Annotated in this window: 12 protein-coding genes; 8 read left to right on the top strand and 4 right to left on the bottom strand. The window is 33.7% G+C overall.

Going from position 1 to position 16,434, the window contains the following annotated elements:
- Positions 1-14: 14 nt before the first annotated feature.
- On the bottom strand, positions 15-3,044 hold the full coding sequence (locus tag HGP29_RS06695; protein WP_235958267.1) for an FtsK/SpoIIIE family DNA translocase: 3,030 nt from the start codon (positions 3,042-3,044) through the stop codon (positions 15-17).
- A 41-nt stretch (positions 3,045-3,085) separates the two neighbouring features.
- Complete coding sequence (locus tag HGP29_RS06690) at positions 3,086-4,555, bottom strand: nicotinate phosphoribosyltransferase (RefSeq protein ID WP_211093220.1); 1,470 nt, start codon at positions 4,553-4,555, stop codon at positions 3,086-3,088.
- Positions 4,556-4,703: 148 nt separating this feature from the next.
- Here HGP29_RS06690 and HGP29_RS06685 point away from each other — a divergent pair, with 148 nt between their 5' ends.
- Together HGP29_RS06685 and HGP29_RS06680 are read left to right on the top strand one after the other, a co-directional pair.
- Positions 4,704-6,071 carry a GAF domain-containing protein gene (locus HGP29_RS06685; RefSeq protein WP_168881596.1) on the top strand — a complete coding sequence of 456 codons (1,368 nt, stop codon included), beginning with the start codon at positions 4,704-4,706 and terminating at the stop codon, positions 6,069-6,071.
- A gap of 161 nt (positions 6,072-6,232) precedes the next feature.
- Positions 6,233-6,742 (top strand): hypothetical protein, encoded by a 510-nt coding sequence (locus HGP29_RS06680; protein WP_168881595.1) that lies wholly within the window; start codon positions 6,233-6,235, stop codon positions 6,740-6,742.
- Positions 6,743-6,809: 67 nt separating this feature from the next.
- Here the strand turns inward: HGP29_RS06680 and HGP29_RS06675 are convergent, their stop codons facing one another.
- Positions 6,810-7,217, bottom strand: coding sequence for a hypothetical protein (locus HGP29_RS06675; protein WP_168881594.1), 408 nt, complete (start codon positions 7,215-7,217; stop codon positions 6,810-6,812).
- Positions 7,218-7,464: 247 nt separating this feature from the next.
- Between HGP29_RS06675 and HGP29_RS06670 the strand changes: the two genes are divergently transcribed.
- The 4 genes from HGP29_RS06670 to HGP29_RS06655 all read left to right on the top strand — a co-directional run bounded on the left by HGP29_RS06670 (position 7,465) and on the right by HGP29_RS06655 (position 13,767).
- Positions 7,465-7,617 (top strand): hypothetical protein, encoded by a 153-nt coding sequence (locus HGP29_RS06670; RefSeq protein WP_168881593.1) that lies wholly within the window; start codon positions 7,465-7,467, stop codon positions 7,615-7,617.
- A 103-nt stretch (positions 7,618-7,720) separates the two neighbouring features.
- Complete coding sequence (locus tag HGP29_RS06665) at positions 7,721-8,902, top strand: T9SS type A sorting domain-containing protein (RefSeq protein ID WP_168881592.1); 1,182 nt, start codon at positions 7,721-7,723, stop codon at positions 8,900-8,902.
- 99 nt (positions 8,903-9,001) lie between these two features.
- Positions 9,002-10,237 (top strand): exonuclease subunit SbcD, encoded by a 1,236-nt coding sequence (sbcD, locus tag HGP29_RS06660; RefSeq protein WP_168881591.1) that lies wholly within the window; start codon positions 9,002-9,004, stop codon positions 10,235-10,237.
- Between the two features lie 5 nt (positions 10,238-10,242).
- Positions 10,243-13,767, top strand: coding sequence for an AAA family ATPase (locus HGP29_RS06655; RefSeq protein WP_168881590.1), 3,525 nt, complete (start codon positions 10,243-10,245; stop codon positions 13,765-13,767).
- A gap of 37 nt (positions 13,768-13,804) precedes the next feature.
- On the opposite strand, the gene trhA is transcribed toward HGP29_RS06655, so the two are convergent.
- Entirely contained in the window at positions 13,805-14,503 is a 699-nt protein-coding gene (trhA, locus tag HGP29_RS06650) for a PAQR family membrane homeostasis protein TrhA (RefSeq protein WP_168881589.1), read from the bottom strand.
- Between the two features lie 266 nt (positions 14,504-14,769).
- Between trhA and hutG the strand changes: the two genes are divergently transcribed.
- Both hutG and ung read left to right on the top strand, forming a co-directional pair.
- Positions 14,770-15,759, top strand: a complete 990-nt coding sequence (hutG, locus tag HGP29_RS06645; RefSeq protein ID WP_168881588.1) for a formimidoylglutamase — start codon at positions 14,770-14,772, stop codon at positions 15,757-15,759.
- A gap of 4 nt (positions 15,760-15,763) precedes the next feature.
- Positions 15,764-16,426, top strand: a complete 663-nt coding sequence (gene ung, locus HGP29_RS06640; RefSeq protein WP_168881587.1) for a uracil-DNA glycosylase — start codon at positions 15,764-15,766, stop codon at positions 16,424-16,426.
- The last annotated feature ends 8 nt before the right edge of the window (positions 16,427-16,434 follow it).

The raw sequence follows: 16,434 nt of genomic DNA, 5'->3' as shown, positions 1-16,434 counted from the left end.
TATAAAAAGTTTCATTAAAGTGTGCTTAATAGCGTTTCTAGCTCCATTTCAGTCTTTACATTTACTTGTCTGGCTTTACTTCCTTCAAAAGGACCGACAATACCTGCAGCTTCTAATTGGTCAATTATTCTACCGGCTCTATTGTAACCAAGACTAAGCTTTCTCTGAATTAAAGAAGTAGAACCTTGTTGATGTCTCACAAGAAGCCTAGCTGCTTCTTCAAAGAGGTCATCTCTATCGTCTACGCTACCGCCGCCGCTTTTTTGTGCAGGTTGCTCTTCTTCAAATTCAGGAAGCATATAAGCAGTATTAAACCCTGTTTGTTCTGATATGAAATCACAAAGCTTTTCTACTTCATCAGTATCAATAAAAGCACATTGTAAACGGGTAAGGTCATTACCTGTCGATAATAACATATCACCCATACCAATTAGCTGATCTGCGCCACCCGTATCTAAGATTGTTCTTGAGTCAATCTTCGATGTTACTCTAAAAGACAATCGAGCAGGGAAGTTCGCCTTAATCATACCTGTAATTACATCAACTGAAGGTCTTTGAGTTGCTACAACCAAGTGTATTCCAATGGCTCTGGCTAGCTGTGCTAAACGAGCAATAGGTCCTTCAATTTCCTTACCAGCGGTCATCATTAAATCTGCTAACTCATCGATAACTAGTACGATGTAAGGTAAGAAGCGGTGTCCTTTTTTAGGATTTAATCTTCTTTGACAGAACTTAGCATTGTATTCTTTAATGTTTCTAACTCCAGCTGCTTTCAATAATGAATAACGCATATCCATTTCTGTACATAAAGAGTTAAGAATATGAATTGCTTTCTTTGTATCCGTTACAATTGCTTCTTCAGCATCCGGTAAACTTGCTAAGAAATGTCTTTCTATTTTATTGAATAATGATAATTCTACCTTCTTAGGGTCAATCATCACAAACTTTAATTCCGATGGATGTTTTCTGTATAGTAAGCTGCTTAGTAAAACGTTAATACCAACAGATTTACCTTGACCAGTAGCACCTGCCATCAATAAGTGAGGCATTTTGGCGAGGTCCATTACAAATACTTCATTGGAAATCGTTCTACCAAAAGCAACCGGTAAAGCCATTTTTGCTTTGGCAAATTTCTCAGTAGCAATCACTGAAGAAATTGAAACCATCTCACGGTTATTATTAGGGACTTCAATACCAATTGTACCTCTACCAGGAATTGGAGCAATAATACGGATACCCAAAGCAGCAAGGCTTAAAGCAATATCATCCTCTAAGTTTCTGATTTTTGAGATTTTGATGCCTACTTCTGGGACAATCTCATATAAGGTTACTGTAGGTCCGATTGTAGCACTAATTGAGGCAATACCAATTTTGAAATGTCTTAAAGTATTGACAATTTTTTCTTTATTGGCTTCAAGTTCCTCTTTAGTAACTTTTGCTTTCGACTCTTTTGGTGGATGTAAAAGGTCTAAATCAGGATATCTGTAATGACTTAAATCTAATTTGGGGTCATACTCATCCATATCTTCCACATGAACCAATTCATCGGGCTCATCATCTATTGAGTTTAAGGCGTTAAGGTCAGCTTTGTCTACATTATCTGTGGTGTTCACTGAACTTAATGAATGTGGATCTACGGTTTTATCTTTTTTAGGAGGAGCACTTGGCGGATCAAGTTCAATAGTGGTCGGTTGAGCCGGTTCCTTATCTTCAATTTCAAAAATAGGAGGTGTATTTGGCGTTACCTTCTCTCGTTGAGGAGCAGGAATTTCTGCTTGTTTTTTCTCCTCTCTTATTTCTTTAGCTTCAATTTCTTGAGGGCTAGACTTCTTTTCTTTTGGAGGTAATGCTTTATTTGGCGCTCCTTGATGAACATGCTCTACCTGAATATTTACATCTACAGAAATAGGCTCTACTTTTATTGCTTGTGGAGCTTCTTCTTTCTTTTCCTCTTTTAATTCTGGAAGAGTATTATTAGAAGGAATAATAGCAGTGTCTTCAACGGTATTGTTTTGTTGCTGCTTCTCTTCTAGATCTTCCACAATTTTAGAAACAAGTTCTAAATCCTCTTCCTCAGGTTGCTCTTGTTCATCTTCGGTTTCTTCTTTTTCAGCGTCCTGATGAATTTGCTGATTTCTTTCGTATTCTTCAACAGCTTCAGCATTGAAACGGGCAATTTCAGAAGCGGGATCCAATGTGCTTTCAGCAGTATCATCATCCGACTCCACCGAAGAATCATTTAGATTATTTGAACTAGAGTTGTTATATCTATTCGTCGTTACTTTATCAATAACGTTAATTACTTTCTTGAATTTGGAGATGTATACAGTATGAATTAGTACCATTAATACCAAAAAGATGACCGTACCAAAACCAATCATACTATATAACCCTTCTGCAATAGTATAGCCTACGTTTCCACATAAAAAGCCTAGGATATTCGGAGTATCATTGACAACAACAAAATAACCAAGGAATAAACTCGTCCAAAGCATATAGAAAAGACAGATATATCCCATCTTTCTAAATCTAAAGATCTTTCCTTTATTCTGAGTGAATAATTGGTACCCTTCAGAAAATAGCATAGGAACCAATAATACAGCACCAATACCAAATAAGTTATAAACGAGTAGGTGAGAAAGTGCTGCACCTAGTAACCCTAACCAGTTTTCTACTTCTAATCCTGATGAAATAAGGTTAGAAATACCTCCCACATTTTCTATGATACTTTGATCGGCCTTTCCTGTAAACACAAAAGACAATAAAGCTAATAGAGTATATATTGATAAGAAGATAAGGGATAACCCAATACTAGTTTTAAATCTTGGATCGCTAAAGGCACCTTTACCTATTGAAACACTTGGTAAAGCAATACGTTTTGGACGTTCGTTTTCTTCTGCGTGAGGGGTTGCAGAGGAATTTGGAACGGCGGATGAAGGTTTGTATATATTTTTTCTAACGTTCTGTTTTTTTTCAGAAGCCATAATTTTCTTTTGAGGCTGATAGTTTAAAAAATTATCTACATTCGATAATGAATCATTCAAAAATAGGATAATTTACTATCAATTGGAATAATAAAATTGAATTACATCTTGATTTGATTAATAATATCGAGTTTCATCATGTGAAGTGATTTTTCTAGTCCTACAGGATATTCATGAGGGTTGTAAAATCTTTTGATACTATTGTCGATAAGAGTCAATTCTTTTAGTGTTTTACATTGAATCTCATGCAAAGTTGGAGATGTATACACTAATTTACCATTTTCAAAAATAGGAACTAGTAGATCGAAAGAATTTTCATCACAATTGATAGATTTTGTACGAAAACTATTGTTAGGGTCAATCATGACGCTGTTTTTTTCAAGTGGAGTATTTTCATTATACAACATATCGGCTAGATATTTACCATCTTTATGCTTCATGCGTCTTACTTGTAAAAAGCCTGGATTAGAAATTTTATTGATCTGTTCCGAGAGCTTTACTTTATATTCCCAATCTCCATTATCATTCTTTATTGCACCAAGTTTATATACACCACCCAAAGCAGGTTGATCATAAGCTGTGACTAACTTTGTACCTACTCCCCAAACAGAAATTTTGGCACCTTGCTCAATCTTAAGGCTATTGATAAGGTATTCATCCAAGTCATTACTAGCTACAATAGATGCTTTTTCAAAACCTGCATTATCTAGTAATTTCCTTGCTTCGATACTGAGGTAAGCAAGGTCGCCTGAATCTAGTCGAACACCAATCATCTCATGTCCTTTTTCTCTTAATTCTTTACCAGTTTCTATGGCTTTTTTTACCCCTTCTAATGTGTTGTAGGTATCCACTAGAAATATACAATTAGTAGGCATAGCTTCTGCGTATGCTTTAAAAGCTTTTAATTCATCATCATAAGACATAATCCAACTATGGGCATGAGTTCCTTTGACAGGTATTTTTAAAAGTTTTGCAGCCAATACATTAGAGGTAGCATCAAACCCACCAATATAGGCTGCTCTTGTGGCGCCTATAGATCCGTCTATTCCTTGTGCTCTCCTTAGGCCGAACTCTAATAGAACATCATCTTTGGCTGCTATTTTTAATCGGGCAGCTTTTGTTGTAATAAGGGTTTGAAAATTTATGATGTTTAATATTGCAGTTTCAATCAGTTGGCATTGTAATAATGGACCTCTTACTCGAATAAAGGGTTCGCTTGGAAATAATAACGTCCCTTCTTCTACTGCATCAATTGATAATTGAAAATCAAGTTGTCTGAGATAGTCAATGAAGCCTTCTTCAAACAAGGGTTGGTTGTCATTGTCTTTTAACGAAGATAAATATTCAAGGTCACTGTCATCAAAAGTAAAATTATTGAGATAATCTAATACATATTCCAAGCCTGCACATATAGTGAATCCGCCATTAAATGGATTTTTACGAAAATACCCATGAAAGATGGCTTCTTTTTCAGCATTTCCATTTTTCCAATAAGCATAAGCCATTGTAATTTGATATAAATCCGTAAGCAATGTTAGTGAGTGAGCGTAAAGATCTTTTGAAATATGCATTCTAGATTGATTTATTTTATACTAATGAAATTTAATTTACGTTAGAAAATCGAGGGATAAAATATCTAGCTCAATAATCTCCTCCTTACAATTAGCACATATATTGCATAGAGGAATTGTGTAAAGCAAAGCATACGATTTTTTTGAGATGAATCTAATTCAACAAATTTTTAAAATAGGTGTTACACCACAGTTGAAAGGTATCATGAAGGAAAAAGTGATTACTTCTAATCAGTTTGCCTTTTTCATGTTATTCTTTCATATTTTTTATTTGGTATTGTCAATTATTAGAGCTCCATCTCTAATTCAATGGCCACTTTTAGGTGTCTTAGGGAATTTAGTGGTATTGGCTTTTAATCATTTGCAGTTATTCCAATTATCAAGGGTTATACTGTGTATTGTTCCCATGTCTGTTGTAGTGGTGTATAATTCTTATATTACACCAGCAGATGCTATTCCTAGAATGACAGGATTTTTGATTGGGTTAGTTCACTTATTAATTCCTTTTTTAATTTTTGATGTTAAGGAGAAGATTTCACAATGGACGATGTTCTTCTTGCTTAGTACGGTGATTGTGTTGATGTTTCCATTAGGAGATTTATTAGTTGATCCATTGATTAATTACGATGTGATGTACTCTCCTAAATCAAAAAGAGGGGTTTACATTGCTTTAGCCGGATTAGCAATATTACTTTTCTTAATGCAAAAAGAGCGTTTACGTTATAGAGAAGAAAGTGAGCGTTTAAATAAGGAAAGTATTGAAAGGAATAAAGATTTAAAGGTTTCTGAACAAGAGCTTAGAGATGCTTTAAAGCAAGTACAAAGAACAAAAACAGAAGATGCTGAAAGAGCATGGACTACTCAGAATATTTCAGATTTTAATGATTTAACCCGTTCATTAGAAGATTTTGAAGACTTAATAGATCACTCCGCAAGTTTCTTAGCTAATGTGTTAATGCTAAATCAAGTAGCTATTTTTAATAGGATAGAAGAGGCTGGAGGGAGAGAATATTTAAGACGTCAGTCTGTTTACGCCTACGATAGAAAAAAATACTTAGACAATAATATTGTAGAAAAAGGAGAAGGTCTAGTTGGTCAATGCTTTATTGAAAGGAAACCAATTATTATCAAAGATGTACCACAAGGGTATGTAAATATTAGTTCAGGTCTTGGTGATGCTACTGCTACATTTGTCGCTATTTACCCATTATTGGCTTATGATAAAGTAGAGGGCGTTATTGAAATTGCAAGTTTTAAACCTCTTGAAGATTATCAGCTAGAGTTCTTAAAAAGAATTTGTGAGAGTTTAGCAATTACTATTTTGAATAAAATTGCGGGAGAGCAATTAAAAGGATTACTGAAGACTTCTCAAGAGCAAGCTGAGCAAATGAGATCCCAAGAAGAAGAGATGCGTCAAAACCTAGAAGAGATGACGGCTACTCAAGAGGAAATGTCAAGAAAAGAAGAAGAATATCAAAAAGAAATTACAAGACTAAGAGCACTTTTAGATCATTAAAAAACCTTTATTTTAATGATGTATTGGATGTTTTTTAAAAAAATACCTTAATACTCTTGTAAATTGGTAGACTTTATATACTTTTGTATTGTCAGCAACAAAAAATAGTAAAATATTTAACTGCTGATTTAATTAAATGTCCACGCAAAACCCAATGTCCAATGAGCGTAAATTTATTAAAAGAATCGGTTGTTCCAGTAGGAGAGAAATTAAGAAATACTCCCATCGGAGTTGTTTACTCATCAGATATTTATGGTGCAGGTGAAACTAAGCTCTCTATCTTTTCAGATGATCAGAAGAAAGAGTTAGATAAAATCTGTGATAGTATCTTAAAGAACCTAGCTGCGAACCCAGATAGAATTTATAGAATTTCTTTAGAAGGAAGAGGACAAGCTTCTGGTGAAGCTGATGCTAGAAACATCAAACTTGCTACACTAAGAGCAAAATACATGCGTGACATGGCTTACAAATACATGCTGAAGTATGAGCATAACGGTCAGAAAATAGCTTCACATGTTTTATCTGGTCAATTAACTTTAAGAGTAATTGATATCAAGCCTTTTTATGATTTAAACAAAGGAAGAATTCTTTGGGCTGATGGTGAAGCAGGAGATCCACAATACCAAAGATCAAAAGTGAATGTATACTATGAGTCCAAGTTGAAAAAGTAAATTTCAATAAGGACATATAAATTTTTGGACACAAAAAAGCCGTTTCATTTTAATGAAACGGCTTTTTTTATTTTATCATTTGGTAATTCTCTCCATTCCAAATAACTGAAAGCTTTCCTGAATATTCAGAAACTGACACATAAACATTATCATCTTGATGGCTATCATCAAAAGTAATAACACTAGGTGTATCTGTTTCCTTATGAGGTGAAACACTTTGTATCACTTCATGATGCATCGAACCATCAGTGTCTTTAAATTTTAGTGTGATTTTATTGGCAGCTTTATCGTATTCGATATGAGCATTTACATAATGCGACCTTCTAAACTCAACAATAAAAACATGAATATTATCTTCAAATACACCTCCATTTTTTATAAAACTTTGAAGATGGGTGTAGGGATCATCACTATTATAAGTAGGTGTACTGAATGATGAAAATAGAAGTACAGTAAAGAGTAAGGTAATAGGCATTTTCATAGGTATAACTGTTTTGGGTCTGATTATTAAACATCAAGTAGAATATTAAAATTCAGTATTTATGCTTTGTAATTTTAGGATAATAGAAATTGAACTAAGACGATCCAAATTAGTTGAATAAGCACCTATTTTTCAGATAAAACGAATCATTATCTTACTTTCTCATAAAAACATTTACATTCTCTTATTAAAAGGTGATATTTATCACTTATATTTGAAGTAACACTAAATACTTAAGACTATGGATGGAGGAAATATGGTTTATAAAATCTTATTTATTCTTACGTTAAGTACAGTTTTTCCTATGATTGGGTATTATTTGGACTACAGACATAAACGTAATATGTTTAAAGGTCAAAAGCCTGAAAACGAGACAAACAAAGAGAATAAATAAGAGAAAGGACTTCAGCAATTTTAAATGTTGAAGTCTTTTTTTTGACACAAATGAACTTAAAATTACATACGTATGTTTTCTAGATGTAACTATTTATATCGGAATGCATCACTCATCTTTAGTCCTTACACTATTTATTGTCTTGTTTTCTTTGAATTTACAAGGACAAACATGTACAGTTCCTTCCCCTTTAACTACTAATACTACTATTTCAAATTGTTCACTTGGATCCGGATCGGGTACACTTTATCTAGAAGGTGATGAAACAGCAGATACTTTATTTATATCTGGTACTGTTACTTGGGATTACGAAACTTTGATCATTTCTAAGTCAGCAACATTATACATTGAAGATGGAGCTACATTAAATTTTAATGGGAACCATATTGAAGTTAAATCGAACTCCTCTCTTATTGTAGAGGGGACAATTACCCAAAACCACTCGCTTATCAATTATGGAATTACTGTGTTCTACAATGATCATCAAGTATCAAATATTGCGAACTATCATAAGGTTTTCTCTAGGAATGACTTTACATCAATTGGTGCATTTACAAATTCCGATTCTTTAAAAGTAGGAGGAGACCTGAATGTAGTTGGAGCAATGTCTAATTACAATGCTTATGTTTTTGCAGGAGGAACCATTGCAGCAGGTGTAATGGGACATGTAGGAACCCAAAGAGATAATTACACTTTCCCTTCAGAAGATGAATATTGGGGATATTTTGGAGCAATGGACCTTCCTGTAGAATTAATTTCTTTTAGTGTAACAATGGTAGATGATGCAGTTACATTGAAATGGAGTACTGCTTCTGAGATTAATTGTGAACGGTTTATTATAGAGAAATCTTTGGATAAAAAATCATGGACAGAAATTGGAAACCAAAGTGGCCAGGGGACGACCTTTACCACTTCTGAATATACATTTATCGATAATTTTATTACACAATCTTCCTACTATAGACTACGACAAATCGACTTCGATGGGAGAGAAGAGGTTTTTGGACCAATACATCAACAACTAAATACAGGAAATTCGACTATCTCGATGTATCCAAATCATGTTGTATCAGGAGAATTTATTCATTTTCAGTCTTCTGATCAACAGCCTCTTTTTATTACTATCACCATATTTGATCGAAATGGACGAAAAGTTTATACTAGTGATCATCAAAACCAAAATGAACAGCTTTCTTTAGATACCAAAGATCTGAGGAATGGAATGTATTTTATTCACCTTCAACAAGGTATGGAGACATCAGTGAAAAAGTTGATCGTCAATTAAGTATGAATAAAATATAAACAATACTGATTTAATATTTTGACAAAAATTTCTTTTAGGGTAATTTTATTGGCATTAGTCATATAAAGTTACCCTATTTTAATGAAGATACTTCACACTGCTGATTGGCATATCGGTAAAAGGTTGCATAACTATTCTTTAAGTGATGATTTTGAAAGATTCAGCACTTGGCTTCAAAGCTATATTTTAGCAGAAAAAATAGATGTTTTATTACTGGCAGGGGATGTCTTTGATACGGGTTACCCATCATTATCAAGTCAGCAACAATATTTTAATTGTATTGCTACCCTTAAGAAAAAAGCACCTCATCTTCATATTATTATTACCGATGGAAATCATGATAGTACCACAGCCTTAAATGCTCCGAAGGAGTTGTTGAAGTACTTTGATGTACAAATAAGAAGTGGGTTGACATCATCACCTGAAGATGAGATAGTTGAGATAAAGGAAGATGATGGAACTATAAATTGTGTGATTTGTGCAGTACCTTTTTTAAGAGATAGAGATATCAGAAAACTTGTGGATCAGAGTGATTATGATGATCGAATCAATGCAGTAAAAGAAGGGATTAAGCAACATTATCAGGAACTTGCTGAATTAGTAAAAACTCGAGTTTATAAGGCTCCTGTGATAGCCATGGGTCATTTATATACACATGGTGTGAGTTCAGACCAATCTAGTGAACGAGAAATCCAAATGGGACATCAGGCAGGTGTAGAGGGGAATATCTTTTCTAAAGAGTTTGATTATGTGGCATTGGGACATATCCATAGTGCTCAACAGATAAAAGGTCAAGTACCCATTTTCTATTCAGGTTCTCCTTTTCCTTTAAGTTTTTCTGAAAGAAACTATGAGCATGGCGTCCGTCAATTAGAGTTTACTGATGGAGAATTAACATCAAAAAAAATAGCCATACCTAAATTCCGTCGTCTCATTAAAATTAAGGGAACCCTAGATGATGTGAGAACTAAACTATTTAGTATTGATACCGAAGAAGGAATGCTCAATAATCTAATTGAGCTTGAAATTATTGAGGAGAAATATAATCCAACATTACATATTGATATTGAAGAACTGATGAATGAACATGAGAAAAATTTCTCAACCCATCAGTCTATCATTATTAAGCATCGCTTTTCATTTAATAAAGAAATAAAATCCGCTTCAGAAATGTATGATGAGTCAGTTGATATCAATGACCTGACACCTTATGATGTCTTTAAACAACGACTAGATCAAGAAGATAAAATACAGATTGAAGAAGGGCTGAAACAACAATTATTAGATGCATTCTTAACGATTAACGAACAAGACTAACTAAGATGAAACTAAAAAGACTTTTTATACGCAATATAAATTCTTTAAAAGGGGACCATGAAATTGATTTTCAGTCAGCTCCCTTAAAAGATGCAGGACTGATAGGTATCGTTGGTAAAACAGGTGCAGGGAAGTCGACTCTTTTAGATGCGATTACATTGGCATTGTTTAACAGAATACCTCGTATGTCGAGTAAAATGACTGGAGACTTCATGGAGCAGACAGGCAGTATTTTGACTAGAGGGGAGATTTCTGCAATGACAGAAGTGGATTTTGAAGTGTTAGAAAATAATGTGCCTGTTACATATCGAAGCAAATGGACTTTATCGACGGTTTCAAGAGGTAAAAGAAGAGGACAAATTAATGATTACCATATGGAAGTATGGAATCTAGAAAGCAATAAACAGATCTCAGATAAAAAGGGAAAAGTACCAGAGCTAAATGAGAAATTGATTGGTTTGAGTTTTGACCAATTTGTGAAATCAGTTATGCTTTCTCAAGGACAATTTACCGCTTTTCTTAGTGCAAACGAGAAAGATAGAAGTGCCCTTCTTGAGAAAATTACAAGATCATTTGACTTTAGAGAGATCAGTATAAAAGTCTACCAACAATATAAGATGTTGGATGAGCAATATAAACGCTTAAAGACAAGAGTAGATGAAGTTCAGCCAAAATCTGAAGAAGAGCTACAAGAGGTCAACTCACAAATAAAAATGCTTAACGAAGAGATATCCAATGAGAAAAAAAATAGAGATTATTTATTTCAAGGGGTAGATCACAAAAAGCGAATTGAAGCGAATCAGCTTAATATAAAGGAGAAAAAAAACGAATTAAAAGCTTATCAACAAGAAGAGGTTTCAATAAATAATATTCGTAAAAAAGTTGAGGCTCATGAAAGGTTGCTTCCTATACTTCCGGTGTATCAAGAATGGAAGAATCAAAAAGAAAGTCTATATCAGGTAGAGCAGAAAAAGGGTTCTATTGAGAAGCAATTAGTTGAAAACCAAAATAAACAATCGGTTCAAAATGCTTTATTCACTTCTGCAAGCAAAGAGACACAACAGCTAAATCAGGAATGGGAGAAGGCTAACCTTTTGTGGAAGGAAGTAGATGAACTCGATCGAAATATTCAGTTAAAGAAAGAATCAGTTTATCACCTTAATGAGCAAAAAGATACTTCTGTTAAAAGAGGAAAAACATTAGAACAAAGTGAGATAGAATTAACAGAAAAGCTTACTCATTTAAGGTCTTCATTACAATCGGATGAGAATTGGGGACTTGAGCATCAATCACTTTCTACATTAGAAGATGATTTACCACTTATTAGATCACATGTTTCTCAAAAGCAAAAGCTAGACAGCAATTTTGAGGAAGCTATTCATATTGTCTCAGTAGGCATTCAACAAAAATTATCGCCATTAACTTATTCTCAGAAAAAAGAAACGATCGAAGGTTGGGAAAAATCAGGAAAAGCTACATTAAAGACATTAGAAGGTGCATTAAAATACCCTGATTTACCTTTTGAAGTATTGGATGACCGAATACAACTGTTCGACTCTTATGAAAAACAACTCCAATTAATTCAAGAGCAAGAACGTCAGATTCAAGTTTTGACATTGGAACAGGAAAATATTCAAACTCGAAAAAAATCAAATGAGGAAAGACTTTTAGTAACACAAAAAGAATCTGATTACCTAAAAGTTTTGATTGAAGAATTAGAAGTAAAAGTGAGACGATTGAGTCTTGAATCATCTGAAAATATCGAGAAATTAAGAAGTCAGCTGATTGAAGGAGAGGCATGTATGGTCTGTGGATCGGTACATCACCCTTATGCTCATGAGACTTCTTCTAAGGATGAATTAAAAGAAGTAGAACATCAGTTAGTAATATCAAAGAAAGAGTATCAAGAGAAACTCAAGAACCATCAAACAGAATTAAGTACAAAAGCAAAGATTGAAGCTACTGTAGAATCATTACTTCTTCAGAAAAATAAATTAAATATAGATCTCAATGAATTTAAAGAGGAGGGAAAATCTCTAGTTCTGAAGATCAATCAATTGGATATTCCACCTGACAAACAATCTGCGAAGGAATTTCAAGATGAGAAAAGTAGAATTTTAGAAATTCAAAGTAAAAAGAAAGGACTGGAAGAGATTAGTACCCTATATCAGATAGTATTACAGATTGTAGAGATTGATAAAGAGCTAACATCCTATATTACAAAATATAATAAGTATGTAGCTACTGAAAATGATTGGGAACAATTGGTGGCTTTAAAAACGAAATGGGATGATAAACAACAATTGATAAAAGAGTATCCAAAGTTAATTTTAGAAAAGGAAGAGCAAAAAGCTCAAAATAAGAAATTGATTTCAGATCATCTGCTAGAAGTACAAAAATTGAACAATGATATTTCTGATGTTAATTCTAATCTAGAGTACCAAGGAAAGGAAAGACATAGATTATTTGGAGAAAAAGAAATTGAAAAAGAACGAGCAGTACTTCTAGATAAAAAAACGGAACAGGATAGAAAAGTAAGACAGATTGAGCTTGAATTATCTAAACTTAAGGCTGAAATATTATCTTTTGAAAAACAAGTGATAGACTATTCCAAAGAAGAGAAATCAATTTCTACTTTACTCCTAGAAAGTAAAAGTAAATTGGATCTAAAATTAGCATCTGCTGCTATTACTTTATCGTCTTTTGAAAATGGCTTGTTAGAAGAAAATGAGTATCAGGAATTAAGTCTAAAAGTGAAGCATTATGACAATGCATTGACGGCTTTAAACTCTTCATTAGAGACACTTCTATCAGAAGTGGGTAAAGCTATTTCTGAAGATAAGTTTAAAGAACAGACATTAGAACAACTACAAGATTCTTTTGCGGAGCAAGAAATCAAAATACAATCAAAAGAAACAGAGTTAAGAGCTCTTGAAACTGAGATTTCTTTAAATAATGAAAAGGTTAAGGAACTTGAAGAAACACTAAAGAAAATCTCTACTATGAAACCTGAATATGATTTATGGAAAACCATGAATACACTCATTGGATCTTCAAATGGAGATGAATTTAATAAGTTTGCTCAAAGTATTGTACTGAGAAAACTATTGCATAAAGCAAACCATCATCTTAAAAAGTTTACTGATAGATATTTATTTGCTCCACCAAAAGTAAATGGTACTCAAGATTTATATATTTTAGACCGATATGCAGGTGATAAAGAAAGGGTAGTGAGTTCAGTTAGTGGAGGTGAATCTTTCTTATTGAGCTTGTCTCTATCCTTAGGTTTAGCTGATTTGGCTTCTAATAATGTAAAAGTGGAAAGCTTATTTATTGATGAAGGTTTTGGGACGTTAGATGAAGAAGCTTTGGATCAGGCCATATCTGCATTAGAAAAACTAAATGATCTTGGCGGGAAAACAATCTCCGTAATTTCCCATGTTCCTCAAATTAAAGAACGTGTTCCTGCCAAGATTCAGGTGATTTCAAATGGTTCATCAGGCCATAGTAAAATTGAAGTAACACAATAGTATTTAGAAGGAGTTTACATTGTTGTGAGCTCCTTTTTTAAAATACGTAATGATAGAAACCATAGTAGATACAAGCGGCTCCTGCCATCACAAAAATATGCCATATTGCATGGTTATAACGTAATTTCCTCCAAAGGTAAAAGGGAACTCCTAATGTATAACATAATCCTCCTGCAACTACCCAATAAATTCCATCACCAATTTCTTGTATCATTTCTGGTAATAGAAATATGCCAATCCAACCTGTAGCAATGTACATACTGACTGATAACCACTGAAAACGGTCTGCATATATAATTTTGAAAACAGTACCTATAAAGGCAACAATCCAAATAGAAATAAATAGCCAATGTCCACCTAAATGAGGAATCTTGATTAAGGCCATTGGTGTATAAGTACCCGCAATTAACCAATAGATAGCACTATGGTCTAAAATCACAAAAGTTTTAGTGTAGGCATCGTCTGTATGGATATGAAGTAAGGTAGAGCAAGTAAATAAGATAATCATACTGCCGCCGTAAAGCATGGCACTGATTACCATTCTGGGGTTTGATAGATCTATTCTGCTTAAAATTAACCATAAACCAATGACAGCTAACCCTGCTGCAATTCCGTGAGTTAAACTGTTAATCCGTTCTTCTTCTGGGGAGTCTCGTGGTATTTCTAATTCATTTGCAGTAGAGGGATGTTCAATTTTCGTTTGATTATAAGTAGAAGTATAAGGAACTTTTTTCATGGGAAAATTATATTTATTATGAGAGATAGTAAACTATTGGGTATTAGGTGATAGGTTATGTATATAAGACAATTTAGTTTCAATAGTAGCCAAAACAAATAGTGTTTATTTAAGGGTTAAGTATTAACTTCGCTTTAGTACTTAAAGAATCTACATATATATAATAACGAAATTTTTAATGATAATCAAGCTTTTTGTTTATTTGTAAGACTCTTAAAAATCAGTATTAAACACATATTAATCATTCTTCAAATAATACAATAAATATGACAGCGAAAACATATTTAGCTACCAATCCTAGTATTTGGACAGGTCGTGTAGATGGCGACACTTACGACGTTTACAGATGGCATCAGAAGGTAGATATTATAGATTTAAACGTTTCAGAAATCCCAGACCTATCTTTTGGACACCAAGGTATTGCCATTGTAGGCTTTATGTGCCAGGAAGGTGTAAAAAGAAATAAAGGTAGACTCGGTGCTGTAGATGGCCCATATGAACTAAGAAAAGCATGTGCAAACCTTCCTGTTCACTTTCCTCAAGAAATGAAATTAATTGATGTAGGAAATATTCAATGCATCAATGAAGATATGGAAGGAGCCCAAAAAGATTTAGGTGATATGGTGGCTCAACTTTTAATTAAAGGTTATAGACCTTTAGTTTGGGGTGGGGGACATGAGATTGCTTATGGACATTACCTTGGTGTTAAGAAATTTATTGAAGAAAAACATCCAGGTAAAACTTTAGGTATTCTTAATCTTGATGCTCACTTTGACTTAAGAGAGCCAGATCCATTACCAAGTTCAGGAACACCATTTTATCAGATGGGTATGGACTTTAAGAAGAAAGGAGAAGAGTTTAACTACTTAGTGATTGGTATTCAAAAGAATAGTAATACTCAGCGATTATATAATACTGCTAATGAATTGGGAGTAAAGTATATTTCGGGTAGAAGAATTACTGAGGCTGATAAAGTGGGGACTACACACAAATTGACTGCATTTGTAGATAAAGTAGATTTTATCTACCAAACAACATGTATGGATGTATTTGCCGCCCATTTTGCACCAGGTGTAAGTGCTTCAGCTTATAATGGTATTGAGCCGAATCCTACTTTTATGAAGTTATTCAAAAAAATCTATAAAAGTGGTAAGGTAATTTCTTCTGATATTGCAGAGTTGAACCCTTCTTTAGATATTGATAAAAGAACAGCAAAACTAGCTGCAGCTCTATCATTTGAGATTGTGAAAGCATAGAATAATGGATGTAAAGATAGAATCGTCTTGGAAAACTAGACTACAAACTGAATTTGAGAAACCTTACTTTTCCTCATTAGTAGAATTTGTAAAGGGTGAATACGCTTCAAAGAAAATTTTTCCACCTGCAGGTCAAATTTTTAATGCATTTGATCGTTGTACTTTTGACAATGTAAAAGTTGTTATCCTTGGTCAGGATCCATACCATGATGATGGACAGGCCAATGGTTTGTGCTTTTCTGTAGCAGATGGAATAAAACAACCACCTTCTTTGGTAAATATTTTTAAGGAAATCGAAGGAGATTTAGGGATTCCTAGACCTACTTCTGGTAATCTTGAGCGTTGGGCAGACCAAGGTGTTCTTCTTTTGAATGCAACACTTACTGTTGAAGCACACAAGGCAGGGTCTCACCAGAAAAAAGGCTGGGAAGAGTTTACTGATGCAGTAATCAAGAAAGTCTCTGAAGAGCAAGAAGGTGTAGTATTTTTCTTATGGGGTTCATATGCTCAAAAGAAAGGGAAAGTGATTGATACAAATAAGCATTTAGTGTTGAAATCTGTACATCCTTCTCCTTTATCTGCACACAGAGGTTTCTTTGGAAATCAACAGTTTAGTAAAGCCAATCACTACTTAAAGGAACAGGGTAAAAGCCCAATTAATTGGTAATTTTACAG

This window comes from Flammeovirga agarivorans (genome assembly GCF_012641475.1).
Classification (GTDB): domain Bacteria; phylum Bacteroidota; class Bacteroidia; order Cytophagales; family Flammeovirgaceae; genus Flammeovirga; species Flammeovirga agarivorans.
Note: the sequence above shows the minus strand (reverse complement) of the source record. Positions and strands in the feature narration are given on the sequence as shown.